Origin of the sequence: Paenibacillus sp. Dod16, assembly GCF_049893405.1 — a bacterium.
Classification (GTDB): Bacteria; Bacillota; Bacilli; order Paenibacillales; family Paenibacillaceae; genus Paenibacillus_AQ.
This window is the reverse complement of sequence record NZ_JBNDYG010000011.1, coordinates 79668-95675: the sequence shown is the minus strand read 5'-3', so window position 1 is coordinate 95675 and position 16008 is coordinate 79668. Positions and strand designations below refer to the sequence as shown.

Annotated in this window: 13 protein-coding genes; 10 read left to right on the top strand and 3 right to left on the bottom strand. The window is 50.7% G+C overall.

Annotation, left to right across the window (positions count from 1 at the left end):
• Nucleotides 1–77 precede the first annotated feature (77 nt).
• From ACPV3A_RS11160 to ACPV3A_RS11140, 5 genes are all read left to right on the top strand, one after another.
• Nucleotides 78–1763, top strand: a complete 1686-nt coding sequence (locus tag ACPV3A_RS11160) for a sugar ABC transporter (protein WP_339295555.1) — start codon at nt 78–80, stop codon at nt 1761–1763.
• 173 nt (nt 1764–1936) lie between these two features.
• Complete coding sequence (locus tag ACPV3A_RS11155) at nt 1937–2827, top strand: ABC transporter permease (RefSeq protein ID WP_426199587.1); 891 nt, start codon at nt 1937–1939, stop codon at nt 2825–2827.
• Nucleotides 2828–2848: 21 nt separating this feature from the next.
• Nucleotides 2849–3727 carry a carbohydrate ABC transporter permease gene (locus ACPV3A_RS11150; RefSeq protein ID WP_113058259.1) on the top strand — a complete coding sequence of 293 codons (879 nt, stop codon included), beginning with the start codon at nt 2849–2851 and terminating at the stop codon, nt 3725–3727.
• Between the two features lie 40 nt (nt 3728–3767).
• A complete protein-coding gene (locus ACPV3A_RS11145) occupies nt 3768–5840 on the top strand; it encodes a beta-galactosidase (protein ID WP_426199585.1) in 2073 nt (690 codons plus the stop codon).
• Between the two features lie 338 nt (nt 5841–6178).
• The gene (locus tag ACPV3A_RS11140) at nt 6179–7180 is read left to right on the top strand and encodes a glycoside hydrolase family 53 protein (protein WP_426199678.1); all 1002 of its coding nucleotides are present in this window, start codon (nt 6179–6181) and stop codon (nt 7178–7180) included.
• A 66-nt stretch (nt 7181–7246) separates the two neighbouring features.
• Here ACPV3A_RS11140 and ACPV3A_RS11135 read toward each other — a convergent pair whose 3' ends face one another.
• Complete coding sequence (locus ACPV3A_RS11135) at nt 7247–7711, bottom strand: MarR family winged helix-turn-helix transcriptional regulator (RefSeq protein ID WP_194540890.1); 465 nt, start codon at nt 7709–7711, stop codon at nt 7247–7249.
• A gap of 251 nt (nt 7712–7962) precedes the next feature.
• Between ACPV3A_RS11135 and ACPV3A_RS11130 the strand changes: the two genes are divergently transcribed.
• Together ACPV3A_RS11130 and ACPV3A_RS11125 are read left to right on the top strand one after the other, a co-directional pair.
• Nucleotides 7963–8694, top strand: coding sequence for an ABC transporter ATP-binding protein (locus ACPV3A_RS11130; RefSeq protein WP_426199582.1), 732 nt, complete (start codon nt 7963–7965; stop codon nt 8692–8694).
• A gap of 14 nt (nt 8695–8708) precedes the next feature.
• Complete coding sequence (locus ACPV3A_RS11125) at nt 8709–9971, top strand: ABC transporter permease (protein ID WP_426199580.1); 1263 nt, start codon at nt 8709–8711, stop codon at nt 9969–9971.
• 392 nt (nt 9972–10363) lie between these two features.
• Here the strand turns inward: ACPV3A_RS11125 and ACPV3A_RS11120 are convergent, their stop codons facing one another.
• The gene (locus ACPV3A_RS11120; protein WP_426199578.1) at nt 10364–11641 is read right to left on the bottom strand and encodes an NAD(P)/FAD-dependent oxidoreductase; all 1278 of its coding nucleotides are present in this window, start codon (nt 11639–11641) and stop codon (nt 10364–10366) included.
• A 211-nt stretch (nt 11642–11852) separates the two neighbouring features.
• Between ACPV3A_RS11120 and ACPV3A_RS11115 the strand changes: the two genes are divergently transcribed.
• The 3 genes from ACPV3A_RS11115 to nadE all read left to right on the top strand — a co-directional run bounded on the left by ACPV3A_RS11115 (nt 11853) and on the right by nadE (nt 15261).
• Entirely contained in the window at nt 11853–13577 is a 1725-nt protein-coding gene (locus ACPV3A_RS11115) for a two-component system sensor histidine kinase NtrB (protein ID WP_194540894.1), read from the top strand.
• Nucleotides 13578–13902: 325 nt separating this feature from the next.
• Nucleotides 13903–14337: a BrxA/BrxB family bacilliredoxin gene (locus tag ACPV3A_RS11110; protein ID WP_071220893.1), complete on the top strand. Its 435-nt coding sequence runs from the start codon at nt 13903–13905 to the stop codon at nt 14335–14337.
• Between the two features lie 114 nt (nt 14338–14451).
• Nucleotides 14452–15261, top strand: coding sequence for an ammonia-dependent NAD(+) synthetase (gene nadE / locus ACPV3A_RS11105; RefSeq protein WP_339221611.1), 810 nt, complete (start codon nt 14452–14454; stop codon nt 15259–15261).
• Between the two features lie 73 nt (nt 15262–15334).
• On the opposite strand, the gene ACPV3A_RS11100 is transcribed toward nadE, so the two are convergent.
• Entirely contained in the window at nt 15335–15886 is a 552-nt protein-coding gene (locus ACPV3A_RS11100) for a dihydrofolate reductase family protein (RefSeq protein ID WP_194540896.1), read from the bottom strand.
• Between the last annotated feature and the right edge of the window lie 122 nt (nt 15887–16008).

The following is a 16008-nucleotide window of genomic DNA, read 5'->3' as shown; positions in this document are numbered from 1 at the left end:
CGTGACATAGGATGCGACTGCCGGCCCCTCTATAATTAAACATGTAATCCATAAGGTGGTAGAAGGGGGATTTAGATATGAACGCTAGAAGAAAGAAATGGTTCCCGATCCTGGCCGCGTCCTTGTTGCTGGCCGGATCCTTGGCCGGATGCTCCGGGAGCGAGCCGAAGCCGGAATCGGCACAGCAGCCAGCCGAATCCAAAACTGAAAACGTCTACAAAGACAAATACGATCCGGAAGTTACGATTACGACGGTGTGGGGCGTCGATCCAACGCTGCAATTCAAGAATGGGGAAACGATCGAGAACAACGTGGCTACGAAGTGGGCCAAGGAGAAGTTCGGCATCAACATCAAATCGCTGTGGTCCATTACGGATACCAACGGCGCTTTTGCAACCAAGCTGCGTCTGGCTATGTCCTCCGGACAGGAGATGCCGGATATCGTCACGCTCGGCACCGAAAATCAGCAGCTGGCCCAGGATTTAATCGATTCCGGCATGTTTGCCGAGGTAGGCACGCTGTTTGACCAGTATGCATCGGAAACGTGGAAGAACGCGATGAATCTGGATTCCAATGTGTGGAATCAGTACAGCCGGGACGGTAAGCGAATGGGGCTTCCGGTACTGGATTTTGCCTATAATCACGACTATGTATTATGGATCCGGCAGGATTGGCTGGACAAGCTGGGGATGAGCGCACCGAAGTCGATGGATGAGCTTGAGCAGGTGATGGAGGCCTTCAAGAACCAGAACCCTTCCGGTCTAGCCCCGGACAAAGTCACCCCGCTCAGCATTGGCTTCAAAACGTCCATGAGCACCTGGATGGGCGATCCGTCCTGGATATTCGGCGCTTACGGAACGCTGCCGCAGCAGTGGAACGTGGCTGAGGACGGAAGCCTGGAATATGGCTCGGTCCATCCAGGCATGAAGGAAGGCTTGGCGAAGCTGAACGAGTGGATGAATAAAGGGTATATTCCGAAGGAAGCCGCACTGTGGGATGAGAATAAGACTGCCGAGCCGGCTGTAGCCGGAACGGCCGGGATCATTCCGGGGCCCTATTGGATGAGCGGCTGGCCGCTGATCGATACCGTGAAGAATGCGCCGGAAGCCGTCTGGAAGCCTGTGCAAATTCCGGCTGGTCCTGATGGCACTGCGATGCGGCATGGAACGCAGTATACAAATGGCGTTACCCTGATCCATAAAGACATGGAGCATCCTGAAGCTTTCTTCACGTATCAGAACTACCTGTTTGATAACTTTGCCGTGTCCAAGGAAGGCGGCGAATTTGCCAATGGACTGTTCGAAGGCTATGACTTCGAGCTCGATGCCAATGGCGAAATGGTTCCGAACGATCAAATCGAAGGCGGTTATGTCAATGTCGTCCGTTATTTGCTGGTCCGCGACGGTGCCCGGATTCCGGACGAGCAGATGAAGGCGCTGCTGAAGCTGGCAAAAGGGGAGAAGCCGGAGAGCCGTCTCGAAAAAGATGTCGCGGTCAACTATGGCAAGGATACGCCGGCCGCTGCCGAGGTGCTCCTCTCCCAAGAGGAGATCTCCAAGAAGAACATGTTTACGGGACCGGTTACCGCCACCATGAAATCGAAGTGGGATTATCTCCTGAAGATCGAGAATCAAACCCTGAACGAGATCATTTACGGCAAGCAGCCGGTTGAATCGTTTGATAAATTTGTAGAGACGTGGAAAGCGGGAGGCGGTGAACAGATCACCAAAGAGGTTAACGAATGGTATCAAAGCGTGAAGTAGTTTTGGTTACCGATTTATGAAGGGCGGCCTGCCAAAGGCCGTCCTTTTTGTGCCATTGGAGCCGCCGCAAATTGATTGCTATCGTGCCATGAATATTGGTTTTGTGGGCTACTGCGTCCCGTGGGACGGGTCCTATAATCAAGAGGTAGATTGATTTAACGGGAGGATCTTGGATGAAGAGGATGAAAAAAACATGGCCTTTCCACGTCATGCTGCTGCCGGCCCTTATCTGTCTGTTCTTATTCAGTTATTTGCCGATGGGCGGCATCATTATGGCTTTTCAGGACTATAAGCCGTGGGAGGGCGTTGGCGGCTCCGCATGGGTGGGCTTGGACAATTTCCGTTATTTGTTTGAAAGGCAGGACAGCATGCAGGTCATATGGAACACCTTGGTCATCGCGGTGATGAAAATCGTGTTCAATCTGCTGATTCCGTTCGTGTTTGCCATCCTGCTGAATGAAATTCGAAAAACGGCGCTTCAGCGGAGCATCCAGACGATGGTGTATTTGCCCCACTTTTTGTCCTGGGTCATCCTGGGCGGAATTTTGATCGAAATGCTCGCCGTGGACGGCTTTGCCAATCGGATTCTGGCGGCCGTCGGCATCGATCCGATCTTTTTTCTCGGAGACAATAACTGGTTCCGGTTCACGGTGATCGTGTCTGACGTATGGAAGGAGTTTGGCTACAATACGATTGTATTCCTGGCTGCGCTGGCCGGTGTTAGCCCGACCTTGTACGAAGCTGCGGAGATGGATGGAGCGGGACGCCTGAAGCAAACGCTTCATATCACGATCCCTGCCATGATTTCCATCACGATCGTTGTCGGAACATTGGCGCTGGGCAACATCCTGAATGCCGGGTTTGACCAAATCTTCAACCTGTACAATCCGCTGGTATACGAGAAAGGCGATATTATCGATACCTTTGTATACCGTACAGCAATCCTGAATGGCGAGATGGGGTTTGGAACGGCCATCGGCTTGTTTAAATCGGTGATCAGCATGGCCCTTATTCTCGTATCCTATCGGCTGGCCTACAAGTGGGCGGGCTACCGTATATTCTAGCAGAGCGAAAGAGGGAGAGCCATGTACCATAAAACGATGGAATACCGCATATTTAACGTGTTTAATACCTGCTTGCTTGTCGCGCTGGCCATTCTCTGCATCATTCCGCTGCTTCATGTGCTGGCGATTTCGTTCAGCTCCAAAGCCGCTGCCGACGCCAGTCTGGTGGGATTATGGCCGGTCGATTTTTCGCTGGAGGCTTACAAGAAAACGATCAATAACCCGGCGTTTTTGCACTCGATCTGGATCTCCATTGCGCGTACCGTATTAGGAACGGCTCTAACGCTTGCCGTAACGTTCCTGGCTGCATACCCGCTGTCCAAGGAGAACCGCGTCTTCCGCAGCCGCAGTATTTATTCCTGGCTGTTTGTGTTCAGCATGGTGTTTAATGGCGGCCTGGTGCCATTCTATATCGTGATTCAGAAGCTGGGCTTGATCAACTCCTTCTGGGTGCTGGTCATTCCCGGCACCGTGAATACCTTTCTGGTGATCCTGATGCTGAACTTCTTCAGGGGGATTCCGAAAGAACTGGAGGAAGCAGCTTTCATTGATGGAGCCGGCCATTTTAAAACGCTGTTTAAAATTTATTTGCCGATCTCGCTGCCCTCGATTGCCACGATTGCGCTGTTCAGCATGGTGTTCCATTGGAACTCATGGTTTGACGGGCTGCTATACCTGAACAATGCCAAGGACTTCCCGCTGGCGACCTTCCTGCAGACGGTTATTATCCAGCGAGACATGAGCTCGATGAGCATGAGCCCGAAAGAGATGGAGCTGTTGTCCCAGACGACGGTGAATGCCGCACAGATCTTTATCGGCGCGGCGCCCATCCTGCTGGTCTATCCTTTTTTGCAGCGTTTTTTCGTTAAAGGGATGACGCTGGGCTCTGTCAAAGAATAAGAGATGCAAACATAACAGGAAACAGGAGGTTTAACCTACTATGAAACGAACGTTTAATCCGATTAGCTCGCGCGTTCCGCACATGCTGCATGGAGCCGATTATAATCCGGAGCAATGGCTTCGTTATCCCGAAGTCCTCGAAGAGGATATCCGGCTGATGAAGCTGGCGAATTGCAATGTGATGTCCGTTGGCATATTTTCATGGGTTTCCTTGGAGCCCGAGGAAGGCGTGTTCACGTTTGATTGGCTTGACGCCGTATTGGACCGCTTTGCCGCCAATGGAATTTTTGCTTTTCTGGCAACGCCAAGCGGCGCAAGACCGGCCTGGATGTCGGAGAAGTATCCTGAGGTGCTGCGCGTAAGCGAGAGACGGGTCCGTAACCTGCACGGTTTCCGGCATAATCATTGTTATACTTCGCCGGTCTATCGGGAGAAGGTCCATACGATCAACAGGAAGCTTGCGGAGCGGTACGGCAATCATCCAGCTGTAATCGGCTGGCATATCTCGAATGAGTTTGGCGGCGATTGCCATTGCGACTATTGTCAGGACGCATTCCGGTCCTGGCTGCAGTCAAAGTATAGAACGCTGGATGAGCTGAACCATGCCTGGTGGACTTCGTTCTGGAGTCACACGATTACGAAATGGAGCCAGATCGAATCCCCAGCACCGCACGGTGAGACGCAGGTCCATGGAATGAACCTGGATTGGAGACGGTTTGTAACCGATCAGACGGCGGATTTCATCCGTCATGAAATTGAACCCCTCCGCAGGGTCAATCCATCCCTTCCGGTTACGACCAACCTGATGGAATATTTTGAAGGACTGAATTACTGGAAGTTCGCTGATCTGCTGGACGTGGTATCTTGGGACAGCTATCCGACCTGGCATGATCAGGGCGGGGATGAGGCCGTGCAGGCAGCCCGCGTTGCCATGATGCATGATATTATCCGCTCGATCAAAGGCGGACAGCCTTGGATGCTGATGGAGAGCACGCCAAGTCTGACCAACTGGCAGCCGGTGAGCAAGCTGAAGCGTCCGGGTATGCATTTGCTGTCTTCCATGCAAGCCGTTGCCCATGGTTCGGATACGGTGCAATATTTTCAATGGCGCAAGAGCAGGGGATCGAGCGAGAAGCTGCACGGCGCCGTCGTCGATCATGTCGGTCATGAACACACCCGGGTGTTCAGCGATGTGGCCGAGGTCGGGGACTATCTCAAGAAGATGGATGCCGTTGTAGGAACGGGCATTCCGGCTGAAGCGGCGGTCATTTTTGACTGGGAGAACCGCTGGGCCATCAACGATGCCCAGGGTCCCCGGAACAAGGGAGTCAAGTATGAAGAGACCGTGCAAGAGCATTACCGGGCTTTATGGAAGTTGGGAGTCCCGATCGACGTCATCGATATGGAGCAGGACTTCTCCGGATATAAACTTTTGGTAGCGCCCATGCTGTATATGGTGCGCCCAGGCGTGGGCGAGCGGATTCAACAATTTGTGGAAGCGGGCGGCACGTTTGTTGCAACGTATTGGTCGGGAATCGTCGACGAGTTTGACCTTTGCTTCCTTGGCGGATTTCCGGGCCCCCTCCGTAAGACGCTTGGCGTATGGTCGGAAGAAATCGATGCTCTGCATGATCACGATGTCAATGGGATCGTAACGAATGACGGAGGGGGGCTTGGCTTGGCCAAAGCTTATGAAGCCATTGAGCTCTGCGACCTCATTCATCTGGAGACGGCGGAGGCGCTGGCCGTTTATCGGTCCGATTTCTATGCGGGACGGCCAGCATTGACGGTCAATCAGCTGGGGAAGGGCCGGGCCTATTATATCGCCTCCCGGAACAAGGAGCCTTTTCATTCCGATTTTTACAGGAAGCTCGTTGAACAGACAGGCGTCCGCCGGGCGCTGCCGGTGGAGCTGCCTCCGGGCGTAAGCTCGTCCATTCGTACAGATGGAGAGTCGGACTACATTTTCGTGATGAACTTCTCTGGCGAAGCGAAGCGGGTCACGCTGGACGGAACCCGGTACAGCGATTTTATTTCAGGCGAAGCCATAGGGGCTGAACTTGTGTTGGTTCCTTATGGAGTGAAGGTGATCATAAAAGGCGGGATTTCGTAAGCCGTCTTAGCATTCGATGCTCCGATTCGTTTACAAAACATGCCTCTTCCAGGGACAGGTGCCTTCGTAAGGTGCCTGTCCTTGCTTCATATACAGCGTAGCTCTTTTGTCTATACCATAGGATCGTCTTATCCGCACCGGATCTGACATTTCGCCCTCTTGCGCACGGGGTTCATTTTGCTTGGAAAAGGACCGGAAATGTTGGCATTATGCCCTGTGGCTTCATTTGGAGAGCGCTTACAATAGGGGGGCACTTGCGCAGTGAACGAAAACCAGGAGGTATCGTAATGACTGGAGTCGCGAAAGGAGTTTGGTTCAGGATGTTTCTTTGCGTGTCAATGCTTGCGTTAACGTTTGGCTTTTCGGGTAACGGCGCCGCCGAGGCGGCGCCTGCCTTTGCAAAAGGAGCGGACATCAGCTGGGTTCCCGGTATGGAAGCTCAAGGATATAAGTGGAAGGACAAGACAGGGGTTCAGCGCGATATTCTGGACATTCTGAAGAACGATTACCAGATCAATTCCGCCCGGATTCGAGTCTGGGTCAATCCCAATATGAATGATTACATGAACGGCTATCTGAATGCGGAAAAAGCCGCCGAGCTGGCCCAGCGTGCCAAGAATAAAGGCATGAGCATTATGCTTACGCTGCATTACAGCGATTCCTGGGCGGACCCGGGACAGCAGAACAAGCCGTATGCCTGGCGTAATTTTACCTTTCAGCAGCTGATGGATGCGGTCTATTCCCATACCGTCTATGTGATGAACACCATGAAGAATAAGGGCGTGACGCCGGATTGGGTACAGGTCGGCAACGAAACCAACAACGGGATGCTGTGGGAGGATGGCAAAGCTTTGGCGAACATGAAGAATTACGCCTGGCTCGTCAATACGGGGCATAATGCAGTGAAGTCCGTCAGCAGCCAGACCAAGACGATCGTTCATTTATCGAATGGCTACGACAATGAATTGTTCAAGTGGAACATTGGCGGCTTGATCAGCAACGGCGCGAACTTTGATATTATCGGCATGTCGCTGTACCCGGAAGCAGGCGATTGGTCATCGAAGGTCGATCAAACGATTGCCAATGCCAAAGACATGACCGCCAGATATGGGAAAAGCATCATGATCAGCGAAATCGGCATGGATTACAATCAGCCCGCGGCAGCCAAGAGCTTTATCCAGAGCATTAAGACCAAGGTAAGAGGCTTAGCGGGAGGTACGGGGCTGGGCGTGTTCTACTGGGAGCCTGAAGCAGCGCCGGGATACAATGCGGGATACATCAAGGGAGCCTGGCAGGCGGACGGGAAGCCGACTATTGCCTTGGAAGGCTTTAAAGACTGAGTGTATTTAACAAGAAGAACCCTGATTCCAAGAAGGAGAAAGGGTTCTTCTCTTTGTTTGTCAGCTCTACTGGCGCACGATTTGTACCTGTTCCGCATGTTTCCCCATTTTACTCAGAAGCCCAATGAGTTGATGTTTCTCTTCCTCATCCAATCCACCCAGGGCATGCTCGATGTGTCGTTCATGCAGGGGGTATAGCTTCTGCATTAATTGCTCTCCGGGCGGAGTCAGCTCGGCGTAAATGACTCTTCTGTCCTCGGGACAGGGTTTGCGGCGCACATAACCTTTTTCAACGAGCTTATCAACTACATAGGTTACGTTTCCGCTCTGCAGGAGCAGCTGTGCCCCGATCTGCTGGATGGGCTGGCGGCCTTTATAGAACAGTACTTCCATTACGGCAAATGAAGTTGGATTAAAGCCTTCGATTTTACTATTATTCACGACATGTTCGTTGACGCTCTTGAATGACTTGGCAAACACCCGATACAGGTGCATAGCAAGCTGTGTATCGCGTTCATGTGACACCTTCATACATTCTCCCGCCTTTGATATGGACTCATGTCCTGAATTACTTCAAATCTAAGATTACGCTGAAATGAGTAAATTCAACATGTGATTTGTCACAATCCGGCCGAAACATTTTCATTCTCCGCTCGTATCAACTACACCTCCAGCTCGATAAGCCGGAATCAGAGGGATTTAAATGAATGTTTTGCTAAATGCAACGAATCTTTGTCCATCTGCGTAATACTGAGATAAGGATTAACGGATGGGGTGTTAGGATGCATAAGATTCAAGAGAATGAATGGGGTACCGAACCGGTACTGAAGGTGGAGATTCAGCAGGCGGGTTACGAACCAGGCCGCCCGCGCATACGGGATATATCGTTTCAAGTGGCACCCGGCGAACTGCTGGGGTTGATCGGTCCGAATGGAGCCGGAAAGAGCACAACCATTAAGACGGTGCTGGGGCTGCTTAAAGATAGTAAAGCCGACGTCTTTATTGCAGGTCAGCCTCCCCGATATGCTTACGTTCCCGAGCAGCCGGTGTTTTATGAGGATTTGACGCTGTGGGAGCATTTGGATTTAGCGGCTGCTGCATTTGGAATGGATGATGAACATTTCGAGAGACAGGCCGATCAGCTTCTCCGTCAGTTTGGAATGGAGCCGGTGCGCAATGAACTGCCGGGAGGCTTCTCCAAAGGAATGAAGCAGAAGATGATGCTGATGATCGGATTTCTCTCCAAGCCGGACGTCTATATTGTAGATGAACCGTTTATTGGATTGGATCCCCGAGCCACCCGAGATTTCTTGAATCTGCTGCTTGAGGAGAGAAGTCGTGGAGCCGGCGTATTGATGTCCACCCATGTGCTGGATACTGCAGAGAAAATTTGCGATCGCTTTGTGCTCATATCCGCAGGCCGGATTGCCTCGGAGGGCACGTTGGATCAAATCCGCCAGGCCGCTGATCTTCCCGGCGCATCGTTGTTTGATTGTTTCGATGCGCTGACATGAGGGAGGGAATGGACATGGATCGATCCTATCATTTTAGCCATCCGGGCTCCCTCTTTTGGCGAAGGGTGACCGCTCATTGGAAGAATCAACGCGACAATCTGGCAACCGTGGTCGACTGGATCGTAATGCTGTATATCATTGTTCCGGGTCTGCTGCTGGGAGGCGGGCTCTACCGCGAGTTATGGACGAGCCCGCTTCCCGGATGGGCACAGTTCTTCCCGCTGCAGGCGGTGGTAGGTCTTCTGCTCTTTATGTTCTCAGGCAGAGTGCTGCTGTTCCTGGAAGAGGCTGACGTATTGTTTCTTCGCCAGCAGCGAGGCTGGATGAAGGGGTTAATGATCAGGGGCATGGCATACAGTCATACGGTCTCAGCGATCAAGGGATTGGTCGTTACTGTGCTTGCGTTGCCAATTCTGGTCAGGGAACATGAGATAACCGGCATTGCCCTGGTGACCTTGCTGATGATGACGGCTGTATGCGCCTGGTGCGCGAATTTATTAACCGCTATGATTCGCTCCAGCTATAAAGGCTGGCGGAAACATGGAATGACTTATCTCGTACGCTGGCTCTCATTCGGACTGTTAGCGCTGCTTGTTACATTTTGGCTTGAGTCCTATGCTGTATTGTGGGCAGCTGCCTTGATTCTGCTTATGGTGCTGTTTCTTCTTAGCCGCAAGCGGCTTGCCATGCAAGGAACCTTCATCGCAGATGCGCGTGAGGATGCGAAGACAAGGGTCCAGTTGACGGAGAAGCTGCTCGTTCAAGCCGTCGGCAAACCACCAAGTGTACGAAGCAAGACCTGGTTTATGCGCAAGTCCGGCCGATTGTTCAAAGGTACAGTGGAGAAGAGGTTGGCCGATGCGGGGTTAAAGGCGATTTTGCGCCACCCTGAGAGCTTGTTATTGTACATTCAGATTACGCTGGTCGGCATTCCGGCTGTCTGGCTGCCGCCGCCGATCATCAAAATCATCGTATACCTTGCTCTGGTATTGATGATGTCGTATTGGCTGAATACAAGATGGGCGGTGTTCGCCAAAGCCGAGTTTATGCAGGTGCTCCCGTTTACGAATCAGCAGCATCGTACGGCTGGCGTCCTCGCGGTCCGAACCTTGCTCGCTCTTCCCGCATTTCTTTATTCGCTCGTGGCTGGGCTAACGCTTTTGCAAGGGGGAATGGGATGGCTCGCCGTGCTTGCACTGACTGTGCTGGCAGTCATGGTTGCGCCATCGCTTATGTCTTGGCCGGTCTACAAAGAGGAGAGACACCCACAAGAATAATAAAAAGCGCGCTGGAATGCTCCAAGGGATGGGGCATACAGCGCGCTTTTATTCAAGATATCAGAAAGTATAAACTTCGAAGCTAGTGACTTCCTGATATCGCAAGAAAAACTTCATCTAACTGCGGTCTGTCATCTGTGAAAGTACGTCGATCGACGTTTTTCTTATAGATATCAGAAAGTATAAACTTCGAAGCTAGTGACTTCCTGATATCGCAAGAAAAACCTCATCTAACTGCGGTCTGTCATCTGTGAAAGTACGTCGATCGACGTTTTTCTTATAGATATCAGAAAGTATAAACTTCGAAGCTAGTGACACTTCCTGATATCGCAAGAAAAACTTCATCTAACTGCGGTCTGTCATCTGTGAAAGTACGTCGATCGACGTTTTTCTTATGATTTACTTACCGCTGCTGCTTCGGCAGCATGCTTGCCTGCCGTATAACCGGTTGMAAAGGCGGCCGTAATATTGTAACCGCCGGTGTATCCGTGAATATCCAGAATTTCACCGCAGAAGAAGAGGCCGGGCATCAGCTTGGATTCCATGCTTTTGGGCTGGATTTCCTTGAGGCTGACGCCGCCGCCTGTCACGAAGGCTTCCTTCAGCGAACGGGTGCCCGACGCGCGGAACGTGAACTTTTTTAGAATCGAGATAAAGGTTGTCAGCGCCGTTTTGGAGATACCGCTGCAGATCATGTCGCTGTCGATGGAGGACTTGGATAGCAGCAGGGGGATCATTCGTTCCGGCAGCATGCCCTTGAGCACGTTTTTGATGCTTTTTCTCGGCTCATCCTCCAGCCGTCCTTTGAGATCGGCCTCAAGCTCAGCTTGAGAGCGATCGGGGAACATATCGATGGCCATGTCCACATTTACGATATCAAACTTCCGCTGCACCTGGCGGATGAACTGACTGCAGCGCAGCGCGATCGGACCGGACACCCCGAAATGGGTGAACAGCATATCTCCCCGGTGGGCAATCACTTTTTTTCCTTTCGGATTCCAGACGGAGAGCTCCACATCCCGCAGTGACAAACCTTGCAGCTCTTTAGAGGCAATAAAAGGCTCGGTGGAGACGATAGGCACTTCGGTTGGATACAGCTCCGTGATCGTATGTCCTGCCGCCTCAGCCCAAGGATACCCGTCCCCCGTCGAACCGGTTTGCGGTACAGACTGTCCGCCGGTTGCAATGATCACGCAGGAAGACTTGATCACTTCCCCGGATTTCAGTTCGATCCCGGCCGTTCGGCCGTTCTCATAGAGAACTTTTTTCACCGGACTGTTTGTCCGGATGTCGGTACCGAGCTCCTTCACTTTGCCAATCAAGGCATTCACGACACTGGAGGCTTTATCCGTCACAGGAAACATGCGCCCATTGTCTTCTTCTTTGAGGCGAATGCCAAGGCCCTCGAAAAAAGACATGATATCCTTATTGTTCCAATGCTGAAAAGCACTATATAGAAAACGGCCGTTTCCCGGGATGTTGGCAATCAATTCATCCTGTTCTTTGGCATTCGTCACATTGCATCTTCCGCCGCCCGATATGCCAAGTTTACGGCCTAGTTTATCTCCTTTGTCAATCAGCAGAACGGAAGCTCCTCTTTCCCCTGCCGCAACACAGGACATCAATCCGGAAGGTCCGCCGCCGACGACAATAATATCATATTCAAGCATGTTTGCTCATAGCTCCTTTGGGGGTATATCAATTAATAGATGAATCTTATTATATAGGATTTTTGCGAATTATCCCAAACCTCATGAATAGGACATAGGATGTAGTTTACCCGGGCTTCGAAAGAGAAATTACAAGATATTGTAATATGATGTCGCCTATGCTTTAATCAGAAATATTAGATGCGTCGTCCAATTGAGGTGATCGATCACTGTGCTGAGCCTATGGAAAGATATTTTGCTGCAAGTTTTGCTGTCTGGTACACTCATCTTTCATCTGCCGCTTCTCCTCGACAGACATCTAAAGTGCCTGAACAAGAAGAATCCGGATGATCTGCTTCGATTTCGCAAACATATTGTCATTGCATGCGGAATCAGCACTGTATTATGTGTCTTGATCTCGGCCATGAACGATTATTACGTACCGATCAACCTTGGGGTAATTCCGTTATTTTTAGGCATATTATATGGAGGTCGTCGTTCAGGGCTATTTCTTGCAGCTGTGTATATCACAAGCCAAGGGCTGATTAATGGTTGGTCCACGATCGGCCTCATCCTGAATATGCTGGTTCTGGGATATTCGCTATTACCTTGGATCACCTCTAATTTCAGGAAAGGCTCCATGACCGAGAAGATTTGTTGGCTGTGGAGCGCGCTTATTCCGGCCATGCTGATTATTGTAGCCTCCCACGCGATTGAAGGAAAGGTTAAGAATGATGCTCTGAATCCGGATACGATATTGGTGACCATTTTGTATATGCTGATCGGCATTTTTTATTCTGGAATGATTGTGTATTGGATCGAATTAACCAATGAGCGTCTGGGCGCGGGCCAATATGATGTGAAGAACAGAGAGTGGTCATCGTTAACCAAAATGATGGAGATGATTCCTTTAGGGATGGTCGCGGTAGATCGAAGCGGCAATATCATCGCCTTTAATCAACCGCTTATCCGCAGCTTTCGAAACGTGTTTCCCAATCTGTCGACCAAGGATGTGATCGGCAGACCGTTGTTTGACTTATTAGATGGCATGATTCAAAAAGAACATCTGCGCAGTCGGTTTCATAGAGCGATAGATGGAATCGAAAGCACCGGTGAGATTATGCGAAGCGCTACTAGGGTGTATTCCACGGGCATTTATCCGCTTATACATAACGAGAACGGCGACATCTTGGGTGCGGTAGGTATTATGGAAGATATTACGGAGCTGGAGCGGCTTCGGACGGAATTTATTAATGTAGAGCGTTTAAGTTTGGTTGGCCAAATGGCGGCAAGCATTACCCATGAAATTCGCAATCCGATGGCTGTCGTGCGTGGATTCTTGCAGCTGATGCAGGAGAAGAGTCCGGATACGCTGGACCATTATTACCGGATTGTCATGGAGGAGCTCGATCGGGCTAACGGTATCATCAGCGATTTTTTATCCCTCGCCCAAAACCGGGTTGCAGAAAAAGAAGAGTGTCACCTGCATGACATTATACATGAGCTCAGTCCCCTCTTGTGGGCTGACGCGAATTTGCGCGGCCAGAGCATTGAGCTGAAACTCGGAACCGAAATTCCCCATCTGCATCTGAATGCCAAGGAGATGAAACAGCTGATTCTGAACCTGTGCCGAAACGGGATGGAGGCTATGGACGACAAGGGGACGTTGACGATCGAAACCCGGGTCGATGGGGATCAGGTCCTGCTTTATGTTGCGGATACGGGAATCGGCATCTCCGAGAATGAGCTGGAGCGTTTGTTTGAGCCTTTCTTTACGACGAAGAGCAAGGGAACGGGGCTGGGACTTGCCCTGTGCATGAGCATTGTACAGCGTCATCACGGGACCATTGATGTGAAGTCGAGGCTAGGGGAAGGAACGGTTTTCATTATTTCCTTTCCCGTCCACTCTTACCTGCAAAGCTTACCGGAAACCGAGAGCGCTGCCGCTTCCGAATAAACGGATTGGTAATTAGGCATTCTAAGGTAGAGCTTAGGGTAAAGGAGGGATTCGGATGAGTAAAAATGATTCCAAACAACAGGAGCAGCAGGAGCGTGAAAACAAAGAGCGCCGTGGCGAGCCCATCGTTGACAAGAAAAAAGATGGGGTAAACTATCCTGCTACCTAGTTCAAAGAATGAAACAATGAAAGACGGGCGGTATCCTATTTTGTGATGCTGCTCGTTTTGTATTTTCTTGCTTTCACTCTTTAGGATTGTATAATATAGATATCGATGAGCTGTTATAATTCGAACAATCTTGTTTATATAAGGAGTGAAGCAGTTATGGGTATGTCTTTTGACCGATATATGCGCGATATGGTTCAACCGATGCGGGATGAGCTGACTAGCTTGGGAATCAAGGAGCTGACAACGCCTGAAGAGGTGGAGGAAGTGCTTCCGGCAGCGAAAGGTACAACGCTGGTCGTTGTAAACTCCGTATGCGGATGCGCAGCTGGGCAAGCACGTCCTGGTGTAGCTATAGCGCTTGAGAATCAGGTGAAGCCGGATCATTTGTATACCGTGTTCGCCGGACAGGATAAGGAAGCAACGGCGAAAGCCCGCGAGTATTTTGCTCCGTATCCTCCATCCTCCCCATCGATTGCGCTGTTGAAGGACGGAGAATTGGTGCATTTTATTGAGCGTCATCAAGTGGAGAATCGTTCTGCAGAAGAAATCGCGGCGGATTTGACCGACGCATTCAATCGCTACTGCCAATAATCCGGCAGTTACATAGGCCCCGAAGCATTCGGCATATTCCGAAGCCGCGGGGCTTTTGTTATAGGAGCACAGCACTTCATAAAAGAGAGAACATACTGAAAGGAGTCATCTATCATGAGCCTACAAGAACAAATTATCGCCGAACTGGGTGTCAAACCTACCATTAATGTGGAGGAAGAGGTACGCAAGCGCGTTAATTTTCTGAAAACCTATGTGAAGAACTCGGGTACTTCCGGATTGCTGATCGCCATTAGCGGCGGGATTGATTCGGCGGTGGCTGCCGGTCTGTGCAAACGGGCTACTGACGAGCTTACGGAGGAGACCGGTAAGGAATACAAGACACTAGGGGTGTTCCAGCCATACGGCGAGCAGGCTGATATTTCCGACAGCTACGCCACGGCGAAGGCCTTCGATTTGAAATATACCGTCGAGACCAATATCGAGGAAGCCGTGAACGAGGTTGCACTGGAGGTAGAGCATGGCCTGAAGAATATCGGCGTCCATAAGCATATGAGCATTCCCGGCAAAGGCAATGTGAAAGCAAGGGTGCGTATGGTGGTACAATATGCGCTGGCATTCGAACAGAATTTGATCGTGGTCGGCACGGATCATGCTTCCGAGGCGATTACCGGCTTCTATACCAAGTGGGGCGATGGAGCAGTGGACATTACGCCGCTGAGTTCCCTGAACAAGCGTCAGGTTCGGATGCTCGCATCCTATTTGGGGGTTCCGCAATCGATTCTGGACAAAGCGCCTTCTGCCGGCCTTTGGGAAGGTCAGACAGACGAGAAAGAGCTCGGAATCAGCTACGAGGATAACAGCGATTATCTGGAAGGCAAGACGATCAATCCTGATGTTCAGCAGAAGCTCGAGAGCTATTACAATAAAACCGCGCACAAGCGCAATACGATTCCAGGCATCTAACATACGAATACCCAGCAAATAGCCTTCCGGAGAAATACCCTCCGGAAGGCTATTTATTTAGCGAGGCACTAGGTTAGGTATACATGATGTTGTAGGTCGGTTTGAGAACGCCGTTGGCATATTGCTTCATATCGACCAGTTCGAGTCTTAGCCGGGGTTTGACACTGCCGAACAACGGAACGCCGTCACCAACTATTACCGGGTTGACCTTTAAGACAAGCTGATCGATCAGTTGATGCTGAAGCAGGCTTCCTGCCAATTCCCCGCCGCCGCACAGCCAGAGCTTACCGTCTGTCCGTTGTTTGAGATTATGGATGTACGGGATGGCGTCCTCCTTGACTAACTCAACTTCATCATTGGATTCGAATTCTAATGACCGTGAGAATATATAATGTTTGAGTCCTTTGTAACCAGGTTCACCCGGCTTAGCCCCCATCTTAAATCCAAACTCATAGGTTTTACCGCCCATCAGCACAGCCTCAAACTCCTGAATCTCTGCCAAGAAGTCCGGAACATGCTCCCCATCGAATAAAAAGAGAGTGCGGTCGATCCTCCCATCCATCATGGCTTGATCTGCGATAAAATAGTCAAGCGAAACGGCAACGTGATAAATCAATGAGCCCATAATATGCTTCCCCCTCAATCATGCTATTTTGTACAGTCTATATGGATAAAATTTGAAACACAACAATTTTATTTAATTCATGTTGTTGTAACACTGTTGGTCTCGCGTTGAGGTACATCGAC

Excerpts from the sequence above, each read along its gene's own strand:
- ACPV3A_RS11160 (WP_339295555.1), top strand. The coding sequence starts at position 78 with ATGAACGCTAGAAGAAAGAAATGGTTCCCGATCCTGGCCGCGTCCTTG.
- ACPV3A_RS11155 (WP_426199587.1), top strand. The coding sequence starts at position 1,937 with ATGAAGAGGATGAAAAAAACATGGCCTTTCCACGTCATGCTGCTGCCG.
- ACPV3A_RS11150 (WP_113058259.1), top strand. The coding sequence starts at position 2,849 with ATGTACCATAAAACGATGGAATACCGCATATTTAACGTGTTTAATACC.
- ACPV3A_RS11145 (WP_426199585.1), top strand. The coding sequence starts at position 3,768 with ATGAAACGAACGTTTAATCCGATTAGCTCGCGCGTTCCGCACATGCTG.
- ACPV3A_RS11140 (WP_426199678.1), top strand. The coding sequence starts at position 6,179 with ATGCTTGCGTTAACGTTTGGCTTTTCGGGTAACGGCGCCGCCGAGGCG.
- ACPV3A_RS11135 (WP_194540890.1), bottom strand. The coding sequence starts at position 7,711 with ATGAAGGTGTCACATGAACGCGATACACAGCTTGCTATGCACCTGTAT.
- ACPV3A_RS11130 (WP_426199582.1), top strand. The coding sequence starts at position 7,963 with ATGCATAAGATTCAAGAGAATGAATGGGGTACCGAACCGGTACTGAAG.
- ACPV3A_RS11125 (WP_426199580.1), top strand. The coding sequence starts at position 8,709 with ATGGATCGATCCTATCATTTTAGCCATCCGGGCTCCCTCTTTTGGCGA.
- ACPV3A_RS11110 (WP_071220893.1), top strand. The coding sequence starts at position 13,903 with ATGGGTATGTCTTTTGACCGATATATGCGCGATATGGTTCAACCGATG.
- nadE (WP_339221611.1), top strand. The coding sequence starts at position 14,452 with ATGAGCCTACAAGAACAAATTATCGCCGAACTGGGTGTCAAACCTACC.
- ACPV3A_RS11100 (WP_194540896.1), bottom strand. The coding sequence starts at position 15,886 with ATGGGCTCATTGATTTATCACGTTGCCGTTTCGCTTGACTATTTTATC.